The following is a 22601-nucleotide window of genomic DNA, read 5'->3' as shown; positions in this document are numbered from 1 at the left end:
TACGGATCTCCATCCGCGTGTCGGAGTTCTACAGGGCAAGGTGGATTTTGTGCTTGTACTCGTCGCTCCGGGCCAAGGTGCCCAAACTCCAGGTTTCCTGGCTCCATGGCTTGAGCTGCCCGGCGTGGCCGACAGGCTCGGCGCCTGGTCCGAGGTCGTCGGGCTCGACCTGATCGCCTACGGCACGACCGCGGGAGCCGACGAGATCCGCGACACCGCCGTCGCCCAGCCGCTGCTCGTGGCCGCCGCCCTGGCCTCCGCCGAGGTGCTCGGCGCGGCCCCCGACGTGCTCGCGGGCCACAGCGTCGGCGAGTTCGCCGCCGCCGCGCTCGCCGGGGTGCTCACCCCCGAGCAGTCCCTGGCCCTCGTACGCGAGCGCGCCAAGGCCATGGCCAAGGCCGCCGCCGTCACCGAGACCGGCATGAGCGCCGTGCTCGGCGGCGAGGAGGCCGAGGTGCTGGCCGCCATCGAGCGCCACGGGCTGACCCCCGCCAACGTCAACGGCGCCGGGCAGATCGTGGCGGGCGGCACGATCGAGCAACTGGCCGCGTTCAAGGACGACGCGCCGGCCCGCGCCCGCCTCATCCCGCTGAAGGTCGCGGGCGCCTTCCACACCGCCCACATGGCCCCCGCGGTCGAGAGCCTGCGCGAGGCCGCCAGGACCGTCACCCCCGCCGACCCCGGGGTCACGCTGCTGTCCAACGCCGACGGGCAGCCGGTCGCCACCGGCGCGGAGTTCGTCGAGCGCCTGGTCAAGCAGATCAGCAACCCCGTCAGGTGGGACGCCTGCATGCAGACCATGGCCGGTCTCGGCGTCACCACGATGATCGAACTCCTCCCCGGCGGCACGCTGACCGGCCTGGCCAAGCGCGGCCTGCGCGGCATCCGGACGGCGGCGCTGAAGACTCCAGACGACCTCGACGCGGCCAGGGAGCTGATCAAATGAGGATCCCGGACATCGCACCGGCCGCCAGGGTGCTCGCCCTCGGCCACTACCAGCCGGCCAACGTCGTCAGCAACGACGACCTGACCAAGACCATGGACACCAACGACGAGTGGATCCAGTCCCGCGTCGGCATCAAAGAGCGCAGGATCGCGCCCCGCGAGGAGTCCCTCGAGGACATGGCCGTCATCGCCGGCGGCAAGGCGCTGGCCGCCAGCGGCCTGACGCCTGACGACGTCGACCTCGTGATCGTGGCCACCTGCACGGCCGAGACCCAGATCCCCAACGCCTCCGCCGTCGTGGCCCACCGGCTCGGCATCGACTCGCCGGGCGCGTTCGACGTGAACGCCGCCTGCGCCGGGTTCTGCTACGCCCTGGCCACGGCCAGCGCCGCCGTCCGCGGCGGCGCGGCCAGGAACGTGCTGGTCATCGGCGCGGAGAAGCTGTCGCAGTGGATCGACTGGACCGACAGGTCCACCGCCGTGATCTTCGCCGACGGCGCGGGGGCCGCCGTGGTGGGGCCGTCCGAGACGCCCGGCATCGGCCCGGTGGTGTGGGGCAGTTCCGGCGACAAGTCCGACGCGATCCGGATCAAGGACCGTGACGACTACCTCCGCCAGGAGGGGCAGACGGTCTTCCGGTGGGCGACCACCGCGCTGCACCCGGTGGCGCTCGAAGCGTGCGAGCGCGCGGGCGTCGACCCGTCGGAGCTGTCGGCGTTCGTGCCCCACCAGGCGAACCTGCGCATCATCGAGGCCATCGCCCGTAAGCTGGGCGCTGACAAGGCCGTCATCGCGCGCGACATCGTCCACGCGGGCAACACCTCGGCCGCGTCCATCCCGCTCGCGCTCTCGCGCATGCTGGAGCGCGGTGAGGTCCGCTCGGGCGGTCTGGCGCTGATGCTCGGTTTCGGCGCGGGCCTCACCTACGCGGGGCAAGTGATCGAGATCCCCTAGGGATCCCGCCACGCCCCGGTCACTCAAGAGCTTGTGCGGGCCGAGCCCGCACAGGAACCAGGAAACCAAAGGAGAACTAGCGACATGGCTGCCACCGAGCAGGACATCCTCGAGGGCCTCGGCAAGATCATCAACGAGATCACGGGCATCCCGGCGTCCGAGGTCACCCCCGAGAAGAGCTTCGTGGACGACCTCGACATCGACTCCCTGTCCATGGTCGAGATCGCCGTGGCCGCCCAGGACGAGTTCGGCGTCGAGATCCCTGACGACCAGCTCAAGAACCTGAAGACGGTCAAGGACGTCCTCACCTTCATCCAGAACTGAAACACCCCCGTCTGATCAGTAAGGAGCGCGAAAACGTGAGTGCGAACCGGGTACGTGTCGTCGTCACCGGGCTCGGCGCGACGACGCCCGTCGGTGGAGACGTCACCTCGACCTGGACGGCGCTCCTCGCCGGTCAGTCGGGTGTCGAAAGTCTTGACGCGGACTGGATCGACACCGTCCCCGTGACGTTCGCGGGGACGGCCGCCGTCGATCCGGCCGACGTACTGCCTCGTCCGGAGGCCCGCAGGCTCGACCGCAGCGAGCAGTTCGCCATGGTCGCCGCCCGCGAGGCCTGGCAGGACGCCGGCGCCCCCGAGGTGGCGCCGGAGCGGCTCGGCGTCGTGGTCTCCAGCGGCATCGGCGGCATCACGACCACGCTGAGCGCCTACGACACCTACCGTGAGCGCGGCTGGAACCGGCTCTCGCCGTTCACCGTGCCGATGCTCATGCCCAACGGCCCCGCCGCCTGGATCGGCCTCGACCGGGGCGCCATGGCCGGTGTGCACGCCACCGTCTCCGCCTGCGCGTCGGGCGCGGAGGCGATCGGCTACGCCATGGACATGATCAGGGCGGGCCGCGCCGACATGGTGATCGCCGGCGGCACCGAGGCCGCCATCCACGGGCTCAACATCGCCGCCTTCGCCGCCGCGCGGGCCATGTCGACCCGCAACGACGACCCGCAGGGCGCCTCCCGGCCGTGGGACCGCGACCGCGACGGGTTCGTGCTCGGTGAGGGCGCCGGCATCGTGGTGCTGGAGTCCGAAGAGCACGCCAAGGCACGCGGAGCGCGAATCTACGCCTACGCCGCCGGCGTCGGCTACTCCGCCGACTCCCACCACATCACCCAGCCCGAACCTGAGGGCCGGGGCATCATCATGGCGATGACGCAGGCGCTGAGCGACGCGGGCGTCAGCGGCCTCGACGTCAAGCACGTCAACGCGCACGCCACCTCGACCCCCGCCGGGGACGTCGGCGAGGTGCAGGCGGTGGCCAAGGCCATCGGCACCCACCCGCTCGTGACCTCGACCAAGTCCATGACCGGTCACCTGCTCGGCGGCGCCGGCGGCATCGAGTCCGTCTTCACGATCAAGGCGCTGCAGGAGCGGATCGTCCCCGCCACCATCAACATCGACGACCTCGACGACGGCATCGACGTGGACATCGTCCGCGACTCGATTCGCACGCTTCCTGAAGGCGACATCGCCGCGGTCAACAACTCTTTCGGGTTCGGCGGCCACAACGTGACCGTCGTGTTTAAGGGGGCTTAATTGACCGTCCTCGACAACCGGGTGGTGACGCCGGGTTCCGATCAGGAGCCTGCTGATCCCCGCGATCCAGTCATACGCCTGACCGCGCTGCTCGACGAGGGCTCGCTGCGGCTGATCACCGCTGAGGACAAGAGCGGCGTACTGGCCGCCATGGGCCGCGTCGAAGGCGTGCCCGTCGTCGCCTTCTGCAGCGACGCCCGCTTCCAGGGCGGCGCGATGGGCGGCGAGGGCTGCGAGCACATCGTGCACGCCTACGACGTGGCCGTCCGCGAACGGGTGCCGGTCATCGGGATCTGGCATTCCGGCGGTGCGCGACTCGCCGAAGGCGTCGAGTCGCTGCACGCCGTCGGCCGGGTCTTCGCCGCGATGACCAAGGCGTCCGGCGTGGTGCCGCAGATCTCCGTGGTCGTCGGCCCCGCCGCCGGCGGCGCCGCCTACGGCCCCGCGCTGACCGACCTGGTCATCCTGGCCGACACGGGCCGTATTTTCGTCACCGGCCCCGACGTGGTCCGCAGCGTCACCGGCGAGAGCGTCGACAGCGCCGCCCTGGGGGGCCCCGAGCCCCACAGCAAGCGCAGCGGCGTCGTGCACGTCGTCACCAAGAGCGAGACCGACGCCTACGTCAAGGCGCGCCAGCTCGCCACCCTGCTCGGCCACCAGGGCCGGGTGCGCGCGGGAGCCGTCGGGGAAGTGGACTTCACCACGCTGCTGCCCGACTCCGCGCGCCGCGCCTACGACGTCAAGCCGCTGGTCAACGGCCTGCTTGACGAGCCGGGCATCGAACTGCACCCCAAGTGGGCGCCGAACATCGTCACCTCGCTGGGCCGTCTCGGCGGCCGGACGGTCGGGGTGATCGCCAACAACCCGATGCGGCTCGGCGGCTGCCTCGACGCCACGTCCGCCGAGAAGGCCGCCCGCTTCGTCCGCATGTGTGATGCGTTCGGCGTGCCGCTGGTCGTCCTCGTGGACGTCCCCGGCTACCTGCCGGGTGTCGGGCAGGAGCACGACGGCGTGGTCCGGCGCGGGGCCAAGCTGCTGCACGCCTTCGCCGAGGCCTCGGTGCCCCGGGTCACGCTGGTGACGCGCAAGGCGTACGGAGGGGCATACATCGCCATGAACTCCCGCGCGCTCGGCGCGACCAAGGTCTTCGCCTGGCCGACCACCGAGATCGCGGTCATGGGCCCGGTGGCCGCGGTGCGCATCCTCAAGCGGCGCGAGCTGGCGGCGGCGCCCGAGGAGGAGCGGGCCGAGCTGGAGCAGCGGCTGGCCCAGGAGCACGAGAAGCTCGCCGGTGGGCTGTCCAGGGCGCAGGAGCTCGGGGTCATCGACGAGGTGATCCAGCCCGCGCAGACGCGCGGCGCCATCGCCAAGGTGCTGGCCCAGGCCACCCCGGCCCGCGGCGCCCACGGCAACATCCCGCTGTAGCCCTTCGGCTCACGAGGCCCCGCATCGTTCGCACGGTGCGGGGCCTTTCGCGTCCCCGGCCGTCCGGTTGCTACTGCGGGCAGTTCCGGGGGCCGACGCTCTGCCCGGCACCGACGACGGTGATCCGGGCAGAGCTTTCCTGCATCGTGGCGGCGGCCGTGCACACGATCTGCTCGATGGCCAGTGTGGACAGTTCGCGGGCCGGAGTGGACAAGCCCACCGCCAAGTGGCCGTCCGGCATGACGGTCACCGAGAACGGACTGGCTTCGGGCGGGACGTCGGTGGTGAGTCCCTGCGTCTGTTCCCTCTTGGTGGGTCCGGCCGCCAGCAGCGCGAGCCTGTCCGCTTTGAACAGTGGACGATCGCTGGTCCGCGTCACCGCGCTCAGCCGGCCGTTCTTCACCAGGAAGAGGGTGATCATCGTGGGTGGTGCGATGGCTGGTGAGACGTGTCCGCTCGGCGGGTCGCCGGCGGATATGGCGTCGCTGGGTTGCACGCCGCAGCCGGTCACGGCGACAAGCGATACGAGGCCCGCGGCGAGCACGCGGCGGGCGAGCCCGGTTCTCACTCGGGGCCTCCATCGGGATCGGGTGCCCGGCGTGGCAGGCGCAGCGTGAAGACGGCGCCGCCGTCCGGGGCGTTGGTGACCGTGATGTCGCCTTCGTGCAGGCGCGCGTTCTCCCGCGCGATGGCCAGGCCGAGGCCGCTGCCCTCGGACCTGGCCCTGGCCGTGCTGGCCTTGTAGAAGCGGTCGAACACGTGCGGCAGCACCGCTTCCTTCAGTCCCGGCCCGTGGTCGCGGACCTCGAGAGTGATCCAGTCCTGGTCGGCGCAGAGCCGTACCGACACCGGCGGTTCGCCGTGCCGCAGGGCGTTGCCGACCAGGTTGGCGAGGATGACGTCCACGCGGCGCGGGTCCAGCCGTGCCGTCACCGCAGGTGGAAGCTCGGCGTCCACCCGCTCCGGCCAGCCCCGCGTACGCAGGGTCGCGCGCACCAGTTCGGCCACGTCGACCTCGTTCAGCGCGAGGGCCGCGACGCCGGAGTCGAACCTGCTGATCTCGATGAGGTCGTTCACCAGCCCGGTCAGGTTGAGCGTCTCCTGGCTGACCAGCCTGGCGGCCCTGCCGGCGTGCTCGGGCAGCCCGGCCGCCTCCTCGTCGAGGACGTCGGCGACCGCGGCGAGCGCGGCCAGCGGGGTGCGCAGCTCGTGGGACACGTCGGCCACGAACCGGCGGGCGTCGGCCTCCATCTCACGCAGCTGCTTGACGTGCCGTTCCAGCTCCGCGGCGGTGTTGTTGAACGTGCGTGCCACATCGGCCAGCTCATCGGAGCCGCGCACCGCGATCCTGGTCCGCAGCTCGCCCTCGCCCAGCAGGCGGGCCGCCCGGCCGAGCTCGCGCACCGGGCGCAACACGCCACGGGTGGCCAGCAACGCCAGGACGACCGCGAAGGCCAGAGCCAACCCGCCGATGGCCCAGGCACGTGCGGCGAGCTCGTCGATGCTGCGCTGTTCGGGAAGCAGGCTGCGCGCGAGGTAGACCTCGATGCCGGACAGCCGCGTCGTCCGATCCTGTTCGATGATCGGCAACGGCGCACCGATGACCAGGAAGGGGGCGCCATTCCGGATCACGCGTTGCCACGCGACGTGGCCGTCGGCCACCTCCCGCCGCAGCCCCGCCGGAATCACCTCGGGAGTCAGGACCGGCACGTTCACGCGCGGCCTCCAGTCCCCCGGCGGCATGCCGGTCGACGAGTGCACCTCGTGGTAGACGGCGACAGCAGGGCCGTTCCCGTCCGCCATGGTGCCGGCGATCTCGTTGAGCTCGGCCAGGCCCGGCGCCGCACTCCGCAACGGGAAGACCGCCTCCAGACGGCTTTTCATCGCCTGCACCGCGGCATCCTGGGCCCGCTGCAGGATGTCGTTGCGGGCCTGGACGTACATCCCGCCGGCCACCGCCGCCGCGGTGACCACACACAGCAGCGCGAACGCGAACAACAACCGGGCACGCAGCCCCAGGCTCAGCCGAGGTGTCATCGGCGGCTCACACCGGCCCGAACCGGTACCCGAACCCACGCACCGTCTGCACGTAGACAGGCGCCGCCGAGTCGTCCTCGATCTTCGCGCGCAACCGCTGTACGCACGCGTCCACCAGACGCGAGTCACCGAAATACCCGTGCTCCCACACCGACTCCAGCAACTGCTGGCGGCTGTGCACCCGGCCCGGCGTGCCGGAGAGCTCGAGCAGCAGGCGCAGCTCGGTCGGGGCGAGGCTGACCGGCACGCCGCGTTTGGCGACCACCAGCCCGGCCCGATCGATGGTCAGGTCCCTGTGCCGCTCCAGCTCCGCCTGGTCCCGGCCGATCCGCCGCAGCACCGCGCGAATGCGCGCCTCGAGCACCCGGGGCTGCACCGGCTTGACCACGTAGTCGTCGGCGCCCGCCTCCAACCCGGCCACCACGTCGATGTCGTCACCGCGCGCGGTCAGCATGATGATCGGCACCTCCCCTGCGGCCCGGATGCGGCGGCAGACCTCGAACCCGTCCATGCCGGGCAACATCAGATCGAGCACGACGACGTCGGGGAGGTCCATACGCAGCCGGTCCAGACCCTGCTCGCCGGACTCCACCGCGCGCACCCGGTGCCCATGCCGGGTCAGGGCCAGCTCCATGCCCTCCCGCACGGCCGGGTCATCCTCGATCAACAACACTCGCGACACGCCGCCGGGTTTCACCGCACGCTCCGTAACTCGTCCGCCGGTCCACCTAATCTACTGTCGGCCGACGGTGTCCTCGCCTCGTCCGCGCCATGTCATGGTTGTGTCACAGCCGCGCCGGCGGTGACAGCCGTCGAGAGACGGTGACATTCGGCGGACGAGGCGGGCACATTCGGCGCCGATCGTGGTTCGTCATGGACGAGCCACGCACGATCCCACTTCGGCCCCGAGACCGGCTGTACGCCGCGGTCACGCTGGTGCTCGCCGTGCTCCTGCTGCCCGCGGCGTTCGCCCGCCGTCCCGGCCGCGCCCGCGAACTGGCCTGCCGCTGGGCGTTGAGGATGCGATTTCCGGCCGAAAACCTCACCGGGCTCACCGACGACGCCCTGGCGGCGTTCACGGCGGCGCGCACCGAGGCGCTCTGGCGTCACGGCCAGCTCATCGGCCTCACCTCGGGATACCGCGATCCCGTTGTCCAGCAGCGGATGTTCGACGAAGAGGTGCGCCGCGCCGGCTCCCCGGCCTTGGCACGGATGCTCGTGCTGCCATCGGCGGAATCCAGCCACGTCAAGGGCATCGCGCTGGACGTGCGTCCGCACGAAGGCGCGCGCTGGCTGGAGGAACACGGCGCCCGCTACGACCTCTACCGCATCTATGACAACGAGTGGTGGCACTTCGAGCACCGCCCGGACAGCGGCGGCACACCACCACCACGACGACCCCACCCCGGCGTGGGCTGAGGGAGGGGCCAGGAGTATGTCATCGGGGAGTGACGACAAGCCCGGATCGCTGGGATGGCGTCTGCAAGCAGCGCGCGAGATGGCGTTCGTGGGGCGAGAAGAAGAGCTCGCGGTTTTCAACGCGGCGCTGTACGGCGGCGGCTGCAGCGTTGTGTACGTGCACGGTCCCGGCGGCATCGGGAAATCGGCCTTGTTGCGGCGGTTCGCTCACGAAGCCGCGGCGGCGGGGCGGCCGGTGTCCATGGTGGACGGGCGCATGGTGGACGGGCGCATGGTGGAGCCGTCGCCGGCTGAGGCCGAGCTGGTGCTGCTGGTTGACGACGTCGACCGGATTCAGGGCCTGGAGGAATGGTTGCGTGAGCGGTTCCTGCCGCGGGTGCCCATGGGGGCGCTGGTGGTGATCGCGGGGCGAAACCCGCCGGACAGGCGGTGGCAGGCGGATCCGGGATGGGCGGGGGCGCTGGAGGTGCTGCCGCTGCGCGACCTGCGGGCCGCAGACGCGCGGGCCCTGATGGACTCCTCCGGGGTGCCGGCCGAGTCGCGAGAGCCGCTGCTGGCCTTCTCCGGTGGTCATCCGCTGGCGCTGCTGTTGGGGGCGGCCCTGGCGGTGAAGGACGGCAGGCGGTGGACGCCGAATCAGGACGTGGTGGCCACGTTGCTCGATCAACTGGTGGGAGAGTTGCCTTCTGCGGCGCATCGGCATGCTCTGGAGATCTGCACGCATGCGTACAGGACGACGGAGGACCTGCTGCGGGCGGCCTTGCCGGAGGACGCCGGGACGTTGTTCCGATGGTTGCGGCGGTTGCCGTTCGTGGAGTCGAGCAGTCTCGGGCTGTTTCCGCGTGACGTGGTGCGGGAGGTGCTGGAGGCGGACCTACGATGGCGGGATCCCGAGGGGTACGCGGTGATGCACGACCGCATTCACGCTCATCTGGCGGAGAGGGTGCGCACGGCGAGCGATGTGGACGTGCCCGGCGCGGTGGCAGCACTGCTCTACCCGCATCGCGGCAACGGGGCGCCGGCCGATTTCCACGGCCGCCACGACGAGGGCGAGTTCCAGGAAGAGGCGTTGCGGGAGGAGGACGTCGGCACGTTGCTCCGGGTGGCGGCGGCAGCGGAGGGTGCGGGCAGCGCCGCCTTCTGGGTGGAACGTCAGCCGGAGGCGTTCCGGGTGTATCGACGGACCGAACCCGGCGAGCCCGTGGCTTTCTCCGCGTGGTTGCGGTTGGCGGAACTCGATGAGGAGGAGCTGAGCGCCGATCCCATCGTGGCCATGGCGTGGGCGCATGCGCGTGCCACCACGCCGTTGCGCGCCGGTGAGCATTTGGCGGTCAGCCGGCTATGGGCGCTGCCGCCGTATCGCGGAAACTCGCCGGTGATGGATGTGATCCAGTGGCGAGCGATCGGCAATTGTTTGCGGTCTGAGCGGATGGCCTGGTCATATCTCGAGATACGGCATCCGGACCAAGCGTGGGTGGAACATTACGGGATGCGTGGCATCTCCGAGCAGCCACGGCCAGGGGATGACGCGTGCACCCTGTTCGTTCATGACTGGCGCGCGGTGCCGGCGCGGGCGTGGTTGGAACGGATGAACCACCGGGGCGGCCCGAGTGCCGCAGCGGTGAAACTGGCGGTGCTGTCCCAGGCGGAGTTCGCCGAGGCGGTTCGCAAGGCGTTGCGCCAGTTGTCGCGGCCGGACGCGCTGGCCGCCTCCCCGCTGACGCGCACCAGGCTGATCGCCGAGCGGGCCGGGCAGAACCCGGCCACGGCACTGGGTGACCTGCTCCGCCAGGCGATCGACGGCCTGCGTGAGGATCCGCGCTCGGTCAAGTTCCACCGGGCGCTGTCCGTCACGTTCCTGCGCGGCACACCCACTCAAGAGCTGGCCGCGGAACGGCTCGGCGTCCCTTTCACCACCTACCGCCGCCATCTGACGGCCGGCATCGAACGTATCTGCGCCGGCCTGTGGCGCCGGGAGCTGTATGGCACCGACGCGCCGGTGAACGAGCGCGGCTGAGGGCGGGGTCAGTCGGCAAGGGCGAAGCCGGCCGCCGCTTCGGCGTGCAGGCGGGCGCTCGGCAGCGCTGGGATGGCGGTGTCCTTCTCACTGATCAGCAGTTCGATCTCCGTGCAGCCGAGGATGACGCCTTCAGCGCCGTCGGCTGCGAGATCGGCGATGATCTGGGCGTAGGCGTCCCTGGAGGAGTCCCGGATCACCCCGCGCACCAGTTCGTCGAAGATCACGCGATGGACCAGTTCCCGCTGCTCACGTCGCGGGACGACCACGTCGAAGCCGTGGGCGGCCAGCCGCTCCCGGTAGAAGGGCTGCTCCATGGTGAAGCGGGTGCCCAGCAGGCCGACCTTGCGCATGCCCCTGGCGCGGATCTCGGCGCCCACGGCGTCGGCGATGTGCAGCACGGGCACGCTCACGGCCCGCGCCACCTCATCACTCACCCGGCTGAAGGTGTTGCTGCAGATGAGCAGGACCTCTGCGCCGCAATCGGCCAGTTTCCCGCCCGCACCGGTCAGCAACGTGCTCACCTCTTCCCAGCGGCCGGCGAAGATGAGGTTTTCGACGGTCGTGTAGTCGACCGACCAGATGAGGCTGTCGGCGGAATGGCTGCCGCCGAGTCGCTCGCGTACCCGCTGGTTGATGATCTGGTAGTAGATCACCGTCGATTCCCAGCTCAACCCGCCGATGAGACCGATCGTGCGCATGGAACTCCGTTTCGCTTGCTTGTGCTCATTAACCGGCCAGGGCGCGGGCGCAGGCGCTGAGCCCGATCTCGCTGGAGGCCTTGATGAACACCACGTCTCCCGGTTCGAGCAGTCCGGTGGCCAGCCGGAGGGCCCCGGTCACGTCTTCGACGGTGTGGACGGTCACGCCCTGGCCCGAGGACTGCGCTGCTTGCGCCATCGTGAGGGGATCCCCGGCTCCGACCGTGATCAGCACGTCGAAGCGGAGGCGGGCGACGAGCCGGCCGATCTCGGCGTGCCGGGCGGCCGAGGCGTCCGCCTGCTGTCCCATCGCGCCGAGCACGGCGATGGTGCGACGGGTGCCGGCCAGGGCCTTGGCCGCCCGCAGCCCGGCCCACATGGATTCGGGGCTGGCGTTGAAGGCGTCGTTGACGATGGTGACGCCGTCGCCTCGTTCGACGACCTCCAGCCGGCCCGCCGAGCGCCGCCGGGCGGCGTTCAGCCCCTCGGCGATCTCGGCGACGCCCAGGCCGAGCGCGGTGGCCACGGCGGCCGCGGCCAGGGCGTTGCTCACCTGGTGCTCGCCGATCAGGTCAAGCTCGACCGGGGCACGCCCGGAAGGTGTCACCAGCGTGAACGCGGGTCGCGCGCGGCCGGTCATCCGCACCTGTTCGGCGCGCACCTGCGCCTGCGCCGACCTGCCGAACAACAGGATCGTGGCTTTGGTGCGGCCGGCCATGCCCACGACATGCGGGTCGTCGGCGTTGAGCAGGGCGACCCCATCCCCGGCCAGGGCCTCGACCAGCTCGCCTTTGGCTTCGGCCACGTCGGCCGGCCCGCCCCCCATCCGCTCCACGTGCGCGGTGCCGACATTGAGCACCAGCCCGAGGCGGGGTGGTGCGAGCCCAGTCAGGTACCTCAGGTCGCCCTTGCGGCCCGCACCCATTTCCAGCACCAGGTATCGGGTGGCGGCATCGGCGCGCAGCACGGTGAGCGGCAGCCCGAGCTCGTTGTTGAACGACCGGTCGGTGGCGACCGTCGGACCGTGCCGTTCCAGCACCTGGGCCAGCAGGTCCTTGGTCGTGGTCTTGCCCACCGAGCCGGTCAGCCCGATCACCGCCGGGCTGATGCGGCCGAGCAGGTGCCTGGCCAGCAGGCCGAGCGCGAGCTGGACGTCCTCGACCACGAGGGCGGGCACGCCGACCGGCCTTGCGGCCAGCACGGCGACGGCGCCGCCGGCGACCGCGGCCGCGGCGTAGTCGTGCCCGTCGACGCGGGCGCCGGCCGTCGCGGCGAACAGGCCGCCGGGCACCACCTGCCGGGAGTCGACCGCCGAGGGTGCCGTTACCAGCGCCCGCGCCTCGCGCACGTCATGCAGGCTCGCGCCGACGGCGTGCGCGATCTCGTTCAGCGTCATGGGGATCATGAGCCGCTCCTGTCGAAGGCGAGATCGATGAGGCGGCGCAGCAGGTCCGGGTAGGCGACACCGCTCGCCGCCCAGGCCCGGGCGTAGACGGAACGGGTGGTGAAGCCGGGCATGGTGTTGATCTCCCCCACATACAGGCGTCCCGTGTCCCGCTCGTAGAGGAAGTCGACCCGGGACAGGCCGTAGCCGCCGATCGCCCGGAAGGCGCGCAGGGCCAGCTCCCGCACGTCCTCGGCCACCCGTTGCGGCAGCACCGCGGGGATGGCGGCGATCTCGGCCCGGCTGAGGTATTTGGCCTCATAGTCGAGCCAGCCGCCGGGCACGATGAGCTCGCCGGGCACCGAAACCTCCGGAGCGTCATAGCCGCCGAGCACGCCGCAGATGACCTCCCGCGCCGTTACGCCCTGCTCGACGACGACCACCCGGTCGAAGGTCAGCGCCAGATCCACACCCGCGCGCAGCTCCTGCATCGAGGTGACGCGTGAGATGCCGATGGAGGAGCCCATGTTGGCCGGTTTGACGTACATCGGCCACTCCAGCGACTTCACCAGGCCCCAGTGGTCGGTGGTGGTGCGCCATTCGTGGGCGGTGAACCACACATGTGGGGTGATGGGGATGTCCTCGGCCAGGAACGTGCGCCGCATCGCGACCTTGTCCATCGCCACGGCCGAGGCCAGCACGCCGCAGCCCACGTACGGGATGCCCAGCGTCTCCAGGTGGCCCTGGACGACGCCGTCCTCACCGAACGGCCCGTGCAGCACGGGAAAGACCACCTCTGCCAGATCACCTCGCAGCTCCACCGGCCACCTGCCCCGCCGATCGATGATCACGGCGACGGGCTCGTACAGATCTCTGGGCAGAGCATCGAGCACAGCCTGCGCCGACTGCAGCGACACCTCATGCTCGGCGGACGGCCCACCCGCCAGCACAGCCACGCGCAAGCGTTCAGCCACGATCAATCAGCCTTCCTCAGTGGCACGGAGACAACACCGCTGGCGGCACGGTGTTCACCGTCGCAGGACCAGCCCGCCGAGTGTCGGCTCTTCGCCTGACCAGTTACCAGCCCATTCGCTGTCCAGTTCCTGACCAATGTGGCAGTAAGCCGGAAGGCGGCCTTCTGGATGATCTCGGCGCAGGCTGGATCGATGCTCGTCGCGCCCGACTGCGCGAAGTTCGAGTTTCCTGGCCGGAACCGGCATACCAGTGCCAGTACGGCGAAGACCCCGCACCCCTGGGCATCAAGGGCGGTGCGAGGTCTCCCCAGGGTCAGGCGCTGCTCGTGGCCCGGGAGGCGTCAGACGGCGGCGTGGAGCCAGCGGACAGGCGCCCCGTCCCCCGCGTACCGGAACGGTTCAAGTTCCTCGTCCCAAGGCCGCCCAAGCATTTTGTCCAGCTCGTCCTCAAGCACGCACCGGCCCTGCGTGGCCATCATCATCGCGGTGCGGAGCCGGTCCTCAGGGATCATGATGTCGCCGGCGGCGCCGATCACCGCCGTGAAAGCGCCGAGCGTCGGCGTGTAGGCGTGCCGGGACCCGTCCACGCCCGCCGAGGCGTCCTCGGTGATCTCGAATCTCAGCCGCTGCCAGCCCATGAGGGAGGAGGCGATGGCCGCCGCGATACCCGCGCGGCCCTCCCATTCGGCCTGGGCGCGCAGGACGTTGGGCGCGGCGGGTTGCGGCGTCCACGTCAGGTCTACGGGCACGCCGAGGACACCCGCGACTGCCCATTCAATGTGCGGGCACAGCGCAGGCTGAGCCGAGTGGACGTAAAGGACGCCACGAGCAGACACCGGACCTCCCGTTTCGGTACGAGGTGCGCCTTCCCCAACGGCCTCGTTCCCGGGATGATCACAAGTGACTAGGGAGAGACTACCGTCGGTCGCTACCTGGCACCAGTGGGGGGCCATACCAAGTTGGTGCGGGAGTGGCGCGTGACAGTTGCCCGAGCGGGGATAGATACCCGCTCATGGACATCCAATCTGTCGGCGCGTCGTACATCCGGGCAGGTCAGGTACTGACCGACCGGTCGGCGTTGTCAGCCGTGTCCCGTTGGACCCAGGCGGTCTCGGAGGCTGACGGCGTCTGCGTCATCCATCTCACACCCGGCGCCGACCCCCGCGAGGTCACGGCCGAGCTTCGCGACCAGGGTCTGAGAGCATCGCCCAATCACGTGCTCCGCGGGCAGCCGCTGTTCTTCGGCGGCCCCGCGTCCAGGCCCTTCCCCACCCCGCCGATCGGCTTCAAACCGGGCCGCGCCCGCTCCGACGTGGTGATCGGCCTGCTCGACACCGGCGTGGCCAAACATCCGTGGTGGTCGGGCAGCGACTGGTACGGCAACCTGGGGCCCGACGAGGCCGACGCCGTGGAGGGGGCGCAGGCGGGACACGGGACGTTCGTGGCGGGCCTGCTGACGCGCCGCGCGCCCGGTTCACGGCTGCGCGTCGAGCGGGTGCTGGACGGCGACGGCATCGGCGACGAGGCAACCGTCGTGCGCGCTCTGAACCGCATGCGCGAGCGGCCCCCTCACGTGCTCAACCTGTCCTTCGGCTGCCACAGCTTCGACGACCACCCGCCACCCCTGCTGGCCGACGCCATCGCCGCGCTGAGCGACACGGTGACGGTGGCCTGCGCCGGCAACACCGCGTCCGACCGGCCGTTCTGGCCCGCCGCGCTGCCCTCCGCCGTCGGCGTGGCGGCCCTGGACACCGCCGAGGAACATCGGGCGCCCTACTCGGGCTACGGCACGTGGGTGGACGCCTGCGCGCGCGGCGACTGGCTGGCCAGCAGCTTTCTCGACCACGGCGAGTTCGCCGGCTACGCGGCGTGGAGCGGCACGTCGTTCGCCACCGCCCTGGTGGCGGGGGCCATCGCCGACGCGGCCAGGGAGATGCCGGCCAAGGAGGCGGCCAGACGGCTGCTGGAGTCGGATGAGGCCCGGCAAATCGAGGATCTGGGAGTTCTGGTCCCGGCGGGTCTGTAGGGTCTACGCTCAGTTCCCATGCGATCACGAAGAGGTATGATCGCCTTCCGTTCTGGACGAGAGGAGGCCGCATGCGCGATCCACGCGATCCAGCGGAGCTGCTCGTGGCGGCGGCCGACGGCGATCAGGCGGCGTGGGACGAGCTCGAGTTCCGGTTCGGGCCGCGCATGTGGGCCGTGGCCCGCGCGTGCGGCCTGAGCCGCACCGAGGCGGCGGACGCGGTCCAGGGAGCCTGGCTGCGGCTGCTGCAGCACCTTGAGAGCATCAGGGACCCGGCGAGGGTGGGGAGCTGGCTCACGACGACCGTGCGCCGCGAAGCCCTGCTCTTACTTCGGAAGCAGACCCCGCGCGTCTCCTCCTCCGAGGTCGTCGAGAACCCTGATCCGGCATCGACCATCCTGGAGACCGACGATCGGCGCCTGCTCTGGCGCATGGTCTCCGACCTGCACGAACCCTGCCGCACGCTGCTCCGGCTGGTCGCGATCGACCTCGGCAACCAGCAGGTGGCGTCGCGGCTCGGGATGCCAGCGGGCAGCGTCGGCCCAGCCAAGGCCCGCTGCCTGGAGAAACTGCGCACTCTGCTCTCACTACAGGAGACAGCGCAATGATCAACGATGATTACCTCCTGGCGGCGCTCCGGCTGGCCGCCGGGAACGACCCGATTCCGGGTCACGTGTCCGCCGCCGCACGCAACGCCTTCAAACTTCGGGTGCCGAAGGCGGCGACCGCCTCCCCCGCGCCCTGCCGGGCGATGCGCAGCGCACGGGCCGACGATGATTCGCACCTGGTGCGTTTCACCGCGGCCGGGCTCACCTTCGAGCTGGAGGTGACCATGGGCGACGGGCTGATCGACGTCGCCGGCCACATTTCCCCCCACCCAGGAGAGGGCGCACTCGTCGATGTAAAAACCCCCCATTTGACGCTCACGAGACGTATCGCCCGCACCGGCTACTTCGCCGCATCGGGCCTGGCGCCAGGCTGGCTCAGCGTGGTGTGCCACCGGCCCGGCCACGCACCCGTGCAAACCAGGTGGGTGCGCATCCGACCTTGATCCCCTGATGAGAACGGATGAACAGGACTCACCCGGCGGCCTCGACCCGCTCATCGCGGCGGCCGAGGCCGCCATGATGCGTTCTCTGGTCGACCCCGACCACGCCATGCGCGCCGGACGCACCCTGCTCGCCGCGGCCCGCCGCGCCGGCTCACCCGAGGGCGAGGTCATGGCGCTGCGGGCCATGGCGCTGGCCGCCCGCGAGCTGGGCGACCTCGAAACGGCCGAGCTGCGCCTGCGCGAGGCCATCGCCGTCGAACGCGCCCCCGCCGAACGGCTCGCCCAGGCGCGGCTGTCGCTGGTGACCGTGCGCACGGAACGCGGCCACCCGCTGCAGGCCCTGCGCGTGGCCGCCCTGGCGTGGGCCCACCTGTCGCCGCTCGACCGCGCCAAGCTCGACACCCAGCGCGCGGTCGCCCTGGCCCACCTGGGCCGCCACCAGGAGGCCATCGCCTCGTGCGACCGGGCGCTGCGCGCGCTCGTACACGCCCCCGGCACCATCGACGACCGGCGTTTCCTGGCGGGCGGGCTGCTCAACCGCGGCCTCATCCACACCCTCCGCGGCGACTGGGACGCCGCCATGCACGACCTCACCGCCTGCCTGCAGATCTCCCAGCACGCCGGCCTGCGGCACCTGGCCCGGCTCTCGGCCGCGAACCTGCCCTTCCTCGCGGTCCGGCGTGGCGACATCGCGGGGGCGTTCCAGCACTACCGCGAGGCCGAGGACACCCTGTTCGGCTTCCCCGAGCGGCTGGCCACGATGCGGGCCGACTTCGCGGGCGCGCTGCTGGCCGCCCACCTGCCCGGCGAGGCCAGGGCCATGCTCTCGCTGGCCGTGCCCGACCTCGAGGCGTCGGGCGCGCACGTGGCGCTTGCCGAGTCGCGCCTGAAGCTGGCCCAGGTCGAACTGCTCACCGGCGACCCGCACCGGGCGCGGGAGGTGGCCGAGCAGGCAGCCAGCGAGCTGGCGGCGCAGGAGCGCGCGTCATGGCTGCCGCTGGCCAAAGAGGTCGTCCTGCGTTCCCGCCTGGCGCTCGAGCCCGTCACGCCCAGTCTCGTCCGCGAGATGATCGCGTGCGCGGACGAACTGGAGGACGGCTTCGGCCACCAGGCGGGGGCGGCGGCGATGCGGCTCGTGGCGGCCGAGGCAGCGCTCGCCGTGGACGACCGCCCGACGGCCTCCACGCAGCTCGCCCGCCTGACCAGACACGCCGAGCGGAGCACCCGGCGGGTGCCGGCCGGCACCCGCCTGACCTCGCTGGCCTCGGAAGGGCAGGCCAGGCAGCTCGCGCAGGCGTCGCAGATCCCGGCACCGGTGCGTCAGCACGCGCTCGCGCTGGAGGCGGCGCTGCAGGAGGACGTCACGGCGGCCTTCCGCGCGGTTCACGAAGGGCTGGCGGAGGTGAGCGAGCAGGTGGAGACGTTCGACGACCCGTCGCTGCGCGCCCACGCGGCCAGGGCGGGCGAGCGACTGGCGGCGTTCGGGCTGAAGCTGGCGGTGCGCGACGGGTTCGCCGAGGAGGTGTTCGAGTGGGCGGAACGCTGGCGGGCCGTCGCCGCGCCCGCGCACGCCTCCTCGCCGGTCTCCCCCGAGGAGGTGCGGGCCGAGCTGGGGCATGGGGCGCTGGTCGAGTTCGTGGCCGAAGAAGAGTCGCTGCTGGCCGTGCTGATCACCGAGCAGCGGGTGCTGCTGCGGCGGCTCGGCGAGGTGCGGCAGGTCAAGGAGGCGATCGTCCGGCTCAGATACGCGCTGCGGCGGCGCAGCGACGTCGAGGCGGCGGGCGCGGATCTCGAAGGGCTGCTGCTCCGGCCGCTGATGGGCGATCTGGGCGATCGGCCGCTGGTGGTGGTGCCCGTCGGGGCGCTGCACACGTTGCCGTGGGGGGCGCTGCCGTGCCTGCGCGGGCGGCCGGTGAGCGTGACGGCCGGCGCGGGCGCCTGGATGCGGGCGCGGGCGCTCTGCCGCGCTCAAACGGGCCTCGCGCCGGTGGTCGCGGCCGCGGCCGGGCCCGGGCTGGCCCACGCGCGGGCCGAAGTCGCCCAGGTGCTGGACTGCCATCCCGCCGGGCGGGAGGTGGCCGGACGCAGGCAGGCCGTGCTGGACGCCCTGGCGACGGCCGACGTGCTGCACCTGGCGGCGCACGGGATGTTCCACGCGCGCAGCCCGCTGGTGTCGGGGATCCTGCTGGAAGACGGGTCGTTGATGGCCTACGACCTGCTGGACGTGTCACGGTCGGCGGGGCTGGTGGTGCTGTCCGCGTGCAACTCGGGGATGTCGCGGACGCCCGTGGAGGGGGCGCCCCTGGGGCTGCCAGGGACGTTCCTCGCCAAAGGGGCCGCCTGCGTGGTGGCGGGGCTGGTGCGGGTGGACGACGAGTCGGCTCGGGCGGTGATGAGCCTGTTCCACGAACTGCTGGCGCAGGGGCAACCACCGGACGCCGCCCTGGCCGCCGCCGCGGCCAAGACGGGCGAGGTGGGCTTCGCCTGCTTCGGCGCCGGCGACCGGCCACTCTACTGACCCGCCCCACTGATGCCCAGTATTCGGCCCAGCCCCGTTACTGACCAGCGTGCTTAGTGCGATCCGGCACCGCACTGACGGGCGCGCTCGGCGCGCTCCGACACCATACTGACCACCGCACTCGATGCGATCCGGCACCATTCTTGGCGCGGTCCGGCACCGTAGATGATGGCGTGCGTGGTGCGAGCCGGTGCTTCGCTTGACGGAGATCGGGCGCTGTGCGGGCGTCCGAGGCGTCTTTTCGTGGGGCGGGTGCGGTCCCTGGTCAGCCGGTGGCGACGGGGCGGGTGGGGTCGGCGACCCAGTTGGACCATGAGCCGACATACAGCGCTCCTGGCAGGCCCGCCACCTCCAGCGCCAGCACCTCATGGGCGGCCGTCACGCCGGAGCCGCAGTACGCGCCGACCTCGACCCCCTCGCCGACCCCGAGCGCAGTGAAGCGGGCCCTGAGTGCGGCCGGGTCGAGGAACCTGCCGTCGGGGCCGACGTTCTCCGTGGTGGGCGCGTTGACCGCCCCCGGAACGTGCCCGGCCACCGGATCGACGGGCTCCACCTCGCCCCGGTAGCGTTCGGCGGCCCTGGCGTCGAGCAGCACGCCCCTGGTCGCCAGTTCGGCGGCCTCGTCGGCCGTCAGCACCGGCATCCCGCCCGGACGCGCAGTGAAGCCGCCCACAGCGGAGTCGGGGACGTCCTTGGTGATCGGCAGGTTCGCTGCCGTCCACGCCTGCAGCCCGCCGTCGAGCACGCGGACGTTGCGATGCCCGAAGTACCGCAGCGCCCACCAGGCTCTGGCGGCCGTCGTGGATCCGGCGTCGTCGTAGACGACCACGGGAGCGTCCGTCACGCCCAGCCGCCGCATCGCCGCCTGGAACGCCCCCGCCTCCGGCAGCGGATGGCGTCCGCCCGCGCCGGGAGGGGCCGCGAGGTCGGCGTCGAGGTCGCAGAAGACGGCGCCCGGAATGTGGCCTTCGCGGTAGAGGCCCTCGCCAGGCGGGCCGCCGAGCCGCCAGCGCACGTCGAGCACCGTCACCTCGTCCAGCGCGGCGAGTTCGGCAGGGGTGATCAGCGGGCTCGTCAAGTGCCTTCCTCCATGATCTTCGAGTCTCTTCACGTCCGCACTTCCAGGAGCGGAACGTGCTGCTCGGCCGTCGTCATCGAACCGTGGTAGCCGGTGAAGAGCGCCTCGATCCGGTGTGTCGTCGGAGCGGTGATGGCCAGGTCGGTGTAGGGAACCGCCACGACGTCGCCGATGCGTCCCAGCCACTCGTCGAGCACCCTCGGGCCGAACCAGCCGGACTCGACCGCCTCCTCCCTGGACACTACCCACGCTTTGTCGCGGAAGGTCTCCCGCCACGCCTCAAGCACCTGTTTCCCCGCCCCCGGCCGGACGTAGACGTGTCTGGCGCGGGCCTCACCGCCGAGCAGCGCGACCCCTTCCGTCAGCGCGGGCACGCCCTCGGCGTTGATCTTCTCGGTGGCGTTGACCATGCCGTGGTCGGCGGTGACGTACAAGGCGGAACCGGGAGGCAGCCCTTCGGCGAGCCGCCGGGCCATGTCGTCGACGATGGCGAGCTGCCGTAGCCACTCCTCGCCGCCCCACCCCTTCATGTGCCCGGCGGCGTCGAGGTCGCCGTAGTAGACGGTGACGTGCGCGGGGCGGGCGCGCATCGCCTCGTGGACGCGGGCCACGCGGTCGTCGACGGTTTCGGCGGGCGCGTAGCGCACGCCCCGGTAGACGGCCCTGGTCAGCCCGGTGCCCTCGAACTCGCCCGGGGCGACGTACACGGGCTCGATCCCGGCCTTGGCGGCGCGCTGGTAGACCGTCGTGGCCGGCTGCCACTCCTCCGGGTCCATGATCAGGCCGTCGGGGAGCGTCCAGCGCAGGCAGTTGAACAGGTGTCCCGTGCCGGGCACGGCCAGCATCAGGCCGACCATGCCGTGCTCGCCCGGCTGCAGGCCGGTGCCCAGGGAGCACAGGCTCGTGACGGTGGTGGCGGGGAAGCCGGCGGTGAGCGTTCTGCCGGGCAGACTCGACAGGAAGGGGGCGGTCTCCGGGTGGGCGCGCAGGAGTTCGGCGCCGAGGCCGTCCACCAGGAACACGCAGATCCGGTCCGCGGGAGGAAGGGCGAGCTCATTGGCCTCCCCCAGCCCCAACGCAGCCAGCACAGACCGCCCCAACCCGTCCAACCCGGCCATGTCCCTACCCGCTTTCTGGTGCGTCTGGACTTTCCGTGGATTTTCCATTCTCCCCCGCGTGGAGTTTTCGTTCTTACGGTCGCCCAGGCGTCTTTCATTTTCCCCGCGCATCTTTCATCTTCCCCGGGCGCGCATGGGGTTTCGTTTCTTTACGGCCGCCCAGGGTCACCCGCACGCGCCGACATCGCTTTCCGACCGTCGCCGTAGGTGCCGCGCGTGGGATCTCGACTGCGGGCGTCGCGCGTGCGGTTTCGTTCCTTACGGTCGCCCAGGGTCACCCGCACGCGCCGACATCGCTTTCCGGCCGTCATGGCCGGTCGTGAAGGCTCACGGGGTGCGCGCCGTTACGAGCGCATAGTGGGCCGGCTTCTTCGCTGAGGTGTTGGCTGGCGGGCTCGCACGAGTTGAACGGCTGTCTTCGCCAGGGGTTTGCCGTTCGCCGAGGGGTGTCCGGAAAGCATGAGGTATCCGGGAAGCATGAGGTGTCAAGGCGGTGGGGTGTTCGAGGCAGGGGGTGTTTGTGGGGTGGCTGCGTCTGGTGGCGGGAGGTGTTGGGGTGGTGTTTCGTGAGGGTGGGGTGCTCGAGACAGTCGGGATGTCTGGAGTTTCTTGGGGGGGGTTAGGAGGAGGCGCGGGCTGTGGCTTCTGAGAGGGCCTTGGCGAAGGAGAGGACGTGGGTGACCGCCTCGGGGCCGTCGGCGGCCTCGCTGACCCGCAGTGACAGGTCGTCGGCGGTGATCGCGCCCGTGTAGCCGTGGTCGGCCTCGCAGTTTTCGTCGCCGCAGGTGGCCGGCTCCAGGTCGACGTGGGAGATGGCGCCCCAGCCGATCGTCAGCGTCACCTCGGTGGGCGGGACGCCTGGGACGTAGGAGGCGGGATCGGGCACCACCCGCGTGACGGCGACCGACTGGACGCGGCTCAGGCGTACGGCCTCGGTGGTGGTGGAGGCGTGGGAGGTCGAGACGCCCTCCACCGCGGGATGCTCGTCGGTGTGGCAGACCAGGAGTCGCGTGGCCGACAGCACCAGGACGGTGACGTGCCTGCGGACCTCCATCGCGGGATCGAATGTGGCCTCGTGATGGACCACGAACGCGGTCACGGCCTCCTTGCCCAGCGCGGATTCGACCGCATCGGTGACGAGGTCGGGATAGTAGCCGCTGCGCTCTATCGCTTCACGCAGGCCCGCGGCTGAGACTCGGGTTTCCCTCATGGCTCCATCCTGCCAGGACCGGGCAGTGCACTCACCCGCCGGATATAACGCTCTATAACGTCTTTATCCAGGTATCGATCGCCACTTCGGCCACTGGCTTCGCTGAGAGCGGATCAGCCCAGCCTGCGGGGCAAATCAGCCCGACCTGCCGG

Annotated in this window: 21 protein-coding genes; 11 read left to right on the top strand and 10 right to left on the bottom strand. The window is 71.2% G+C overall.

The window, feature by feature from the left end; translation table 11 throughout:
* Nucleotides 1-49 precede the first annotated feature (49 nt).
* The 5 genes from ACFOY2_RS04730 (at nucleotide 50) to ACFOY2_RS04710 (ending at nucleotide 4916) form a co-directional block, all read left to right on the top strand.
* Nucleotides 50-946 (top strand): ACP S-malonyltransferase, encoded by an 897-nt coding sequence (locus tag ACFOY2_RS04730; protein ID WP_379526659.1) that lies wholly within the window; start codon nucleotides 50-52, stop codon nucleotides 944-946.
* Complete coding sequence (locus ACFOY2_RS04725; RefSeq protein WP_379526658.1) at nucleotides 943-1899, top strand: beta-ketoacyl-ACP synthase III; 957 nt, start codon at nucleotides 943-945, stop codon at nucleotides 1897-1899. Before ACFOY2_RS04730 ends, ACFOY2_RS04725 begins: the two co-directional genes overlap by 4 nt.
* Nucleotides 1900-1983: 84 nt before the next feature.
* Nucleotides 1984-2223, top strand: coding sequence for an acyl carrier protein (locus tag ACFOY2_RS04720; RefSeq protein ID WP_043614464.1), 240 nt, complete (start codon nucleotides 1984-1986; stop codon nucleotides 2221-2223).
* A 35-nt stretch (nucleotides 2224-2258) separates the two neighbouring features.
* Complete coding sequence (locus ACFOY2_RS04715) at nucleotides 2259-3491, top strand: beta-ketoacyl-[acyl-carrier-protein] synthase family protein (protein WP_379526657.1); 1233 nt, start codon at nucleotides 2259-2261, stop codon at nucleotides 3489-3491.
* Complete coding sequence (locus tag ACFOY2_RS04710; RefSeq protein ID WP_379526656.1) at nucleotides 3492-4916, top strand: acyl-CoA carboxylase subunit beta; 1425 nt, start codon at nucleotides 3492-3494, stop codon at nucleotides 4914-4916.
* A 70-nt stretch (nucleotides 4917-4986) separates the two neighbouring features.
* Here the strand turns inward: ACFOY2_RS04710 and ACFOY2_RS04705 are convergent, their stop codons facing one another.
* From ACFOY2_RS04705 to ACFOY2_RS04695, 3 genes are read right to left on the bottom strand one after another with little or no spacing between them, the layout of a single operon-like run.
* A complete protein-coding gene (locus ACFOY2_RS04705) occupies nucleotides 4987-5484 on the bottom strand; it encodes a hypothetical protein (protein ID WP_379526655.1) in 498 nt (165 codons plus the stop codon).
* Complete coding sequence (locus ACFOY2_RS04700) at nucleotides 5481-6953, bottom strand: ATP-binding protein (RefSeq protein WP_379526654.1); 1473 nt, start codon at nucleotides 6951-6953, stop codon at nucleotides 5481-5483. The genes ACFOY2_RS04705 and ACFOY2_RS04700 overlap by 4 nt, the downstream gene beginning before the upstream one ends.
* 7 nt (nucleotides 6954-6960) lie before the next feature.
* A complete protein-coding gene (locus tag ACFOY2_RS04695) occupies nucleotides 6961-7635 on the bottom strand; it encodes a response regulator (protein WP_379526998.1) in 675 nt (224 codons plus the stop codon).
* Nucleotides 7636-7826: 191 nt separating this feature from the next.
* Between ACFOY2_RS04695 and vanY-N the strand changes: the two genes are divergently transcribed.
* Nucleotides 7827-8372: a D,D-peptidase/D,D-carboxypeptidase VanY-N gene (vanY-N, locus tag ACFOY2_RS04690; RefSeq protein WP_379526653.1), complete on the top strand. Its 546-nt coding sequence runs from the start codon at nucleotides 7827-7829 to the stop codon at nucleotides 8370-8372.
* Nucleotides 8373-8451: 79 nt separating this feature from the next.
* Complete coding sequence (locus ACFOY2_RS04685) at nucleotides 8452-10389, top strand: ATP-binding protein (protein ID WP_379526652.1); 1938 nt, start codon at nucleotides 8452-8454, stop codon at nucleotides 10387-10389.
* An 8-nt stretch (nucleotides 10390-10397) separates the two neighbouring features.
* Here ACFOY2_RS04685 and ACFOY2_RS04680 read toward each other — a convergent pair whose 3' ends face one another.
* The 4 genes from ACFOY2_RS04680 to ACFOY2_RS04665 all read right to left on the bottom strand — a co-directional run bounded on the left by ACFOY2_RS04680 (nucleotide 10398) and on the right by ACFOY2_RS04665 (nucleotide 14284).
* Nucleotides 10398-11090: an aspartate/glutamate racemase family protein gene (locus tag ACFOY2_RS04680; RefSeq protein ID WP_379526651.1), complete on the bottom strand. Its 693-nt coding sequence runs from the start codon at nucleotides 11088-11090 to the stop codon at nucleotides 10398-10400.
* Nucleotides 11091-11118: 28 nt separating this feature from the next.
* Nucleotides 11119-12495: a UDP-N-acetylmuramoyl-tripeptide--D-alanyl-D-alanine ligase gene (locus ACFOY2_RS04675; protein WP_379526650.1), complete on the bottom strand. Its 1377-nt coding sequence runs from the start codon at nucleotides 12493-12495 to the stop codon at nucleotides 11119-11121.
* Nucleotides 12492-13448, bottom strand: a complete 957-nt coding sequence (locus ACFOY2_RS04670; protein WP_379526649.1) for a D-alanine--D-alanine ligase family protein — start codon at nucleotides 13446-13448, stop codon at nucleotides 12492-12494. The genes ACFOY2_RS04675 and ACFOY2_RS04670 overlap by 4 nt, the downstream gene beginning before the upstream one ends.
* Before the next feature lie 341 nt (nucleotides 13449-13789).
* A complete protein-coding gene (locus tag ACFOY2_RS04665; protein WP_379526648.1) occupies nucleotides 13790-14284 on the bottom strand; it encodes a DUF3145 domain-containing protein in 495 nt (164 codons plus the stop codon).
* Between the two features lie 176 nt (nucleotides 14285-14460).
* Here ACFOY2_RS04665 and ACFOY2_RS04660 point away from each other — a divergent pair, with 176 nt between their 5' ends.
* The 4 genes from ACFOY2_RS04660 to ACFOY2_RS04645 all read left to right on the top strand — a co-directional run bounded on the left by ACFOY2_RS04660 (nucleotide 14461) and on the right by ACFOY2_RS04645 (nucleotide 19043).
* Nucleotides 14461-15474: a S8 family peptidase gene (locus ACFOY2_RS04660; protein WP_379526647.1), complete on the top strand. Its 1014-nt coding sequence runs from the start codon at nucleotides 14461-14463 to the stop codon at nucleotides 15472-15474.
* 71 nt (nucleotides 15475-15545) lie between these two features.
* Nucleotides 15546-16082, top strand: coding sequence for an RNA polymerase sigma factor (locus tag ACFOY2_RS04655; protein ID WP_379526646.1), 537 nt, complete (start codon nucleotides 15546-15548; stop codon nucleotides 16080-16082).
* A complete protein-coding gene (locus ACFOY2_RS04650) occupies nucleotides 16079-16525 on the top strand; it encodes a hypothetical protein (RefSeq protein ID WP_357803906.1) in 447 nt (148 codons plus the stop codon). The genes ACFOY2_RS04655 and ACFOY2_RS04650 overlap by 4 nt, the downstream gene beginning before the upstream one ends.
* A 7-nt stretch (nucleotides 16526-16532) precedes the next feature.
* Nucleotides 16533-19043 (top strand): CHAT domain-containing protein, encoded by a 2511-nt coding sequence (locus ACFOY2_RS04645; RefSeq protein WP_379526645.1) that lies wholly within the window; start codon nucleotides 16533-16535, stop codon nucleotides 19041-19043.
* 265 nt (nucleotides 19044-19308) lie between these two features.
* Here the strand turns inward: ACFOY2_RS04645 and ACFOY2_RS04640 are convergent, their stop codons facing one another.
* The 3 genes from ACFOY2_RS04640 to ACFOY2_RS04630 form a co-directional block, all read right to left on the bottom strand.
* The gene (locus tag ACFOY2_RS04640; protein ID WP_379526644.1) at nucleotides 19309-20121 is read right to left on the bottom strand and encodes a sulfurtransferase; all 813 of its coding nucleotides are present in this window, start codon (nucleotides 20119-20121) and stop codon (nucleotides 19309-19311) included.
* 29 nt (nucleotides 20122-20150) lie between these two features.
* Nucleotides 20151-21209 (bottom strand): alkaline phosphatase family protein, encoded by a 1059-nt coding sequence (locus ACFOY2_RS04635; RefSeq protein WP_379526643.1) that lies wholly within the window; start codon nucleotides 21207-21209, stop codon nucleotides 20151-20153.
* Nucleotides 21210-21858: 649 nt separating this feature from the next.
* Entirely contained in the window at nucleotides 21859-22449 is a 591-nt protein-coding gene (locus tag ACFOY2_RS04630) for a DUF5998 family protein (protein ID WP_357803895.1), read from the bottom strand.
* Nucleotides 22450-22601 lie beyond the last annotated feature (152 nt).

This window comes from Nonomuraea purpurea, from assembly GCF_042650645.1.
Taxonomy (GTDB): Bacteria; Actinomycetota; Actinomycetes; order Streptosporangiales; family Streptosporangiaceae; genus Nonomuraea; species Nonomuraea purpurea.
The sequence above is the reverse complement of the archived record's forward strand: the minus strand, read 5'-3'. Positions and strand labels throughout refer to the sequence as shown.

Bases quoted from the DNA above. Each gene is read 5' to 3' on its own strand.
- ACFOY2_RS04725 (WP_379526658.1), top strand. From the start codon at position 943: ATGAGGATCCCGGACATCGCACCGGCCGCCAGGGTGCTCGCCCTCGGC.
- ACFOY2_RS04720 (WP_043614464.1), top strand. From the start codon at position 1,984: ATGGCTGCCACCGAGCAGGACATCCTCGAGGGCCTCGGCAAGATCATC.
- ACFOY2_RS04700 (WP_379526654.1), bottom strand. From the start codon at position 6,953: ATGACACCTCGGCTGAGCCTGGGGCTGCGTGCCCGGTTGTTGTTCGCG.
- vanY-N (WP_379526653.1), top strand. From the start codon at position 7,827: ATGGACGAGCCACGCACGATCCCACTTCGGCCCCGAGACCGGCTGTAC.
- ACFOY2_RS04685 (WP_379526652.1), top strand. From the start codon at position 8,452: ATGGCGTTCGTGGGGCGAGAAGAAGAGCTCGCGGTTTTCAACGCGGCG.
- ACFOY2_RS04680 (WP_379526651.1), bottom strand. From the start codon at position 11,090: ATGCGCACGATCGGTCTCATCGGCGGGTTGAGCTGGGAATCGACGGTG.
- ACFOY2_RS04675 (WP_379526650.1), bottom strand. From the start codon at position 12,495: ATGATCCCCATGACGCTGAACGAGATCGCGCACGCCGTCGGCGCGAGC.
- ACFOY2_RS04660 (WP_379526647.1), top strand. From the start codon at position 14,461: ATGGACATCCAATCTGTCGGCGCGTCGTACATCCGGGCAGGTCAGGTA.
- ACFOY2_RS04655 (WP_379526646.1), top strand. From the start codon at position 15,546: ATGCGCGATCCACGCGATCCAGCGGAGCTGCTCGTGGCGGCGGCCGAC.
- ACFOY2_RS04650 (WP_357803906.1), top strand. From the start codon at position 16,079: ATGATCAACGATGATTACCTCCTGGCGGCGCTCCGGCTGGCCGCCGGG.
- ACFOY2_RS04645 (WP_379526645.1), top strand. From the start codon at position 16,533: ATGAGAACGGATGAACAGGACTCACCCGGCGGCCTCGACCCGCTCATC.
- ACFOY2_RS04630 (WP_357803895.1), bottom strand. From the start codon at position 22,449: ATGAGGGAAACCCGAGTCTCAGCCGCGGGCCTGCGTGAAGCGATAGAG.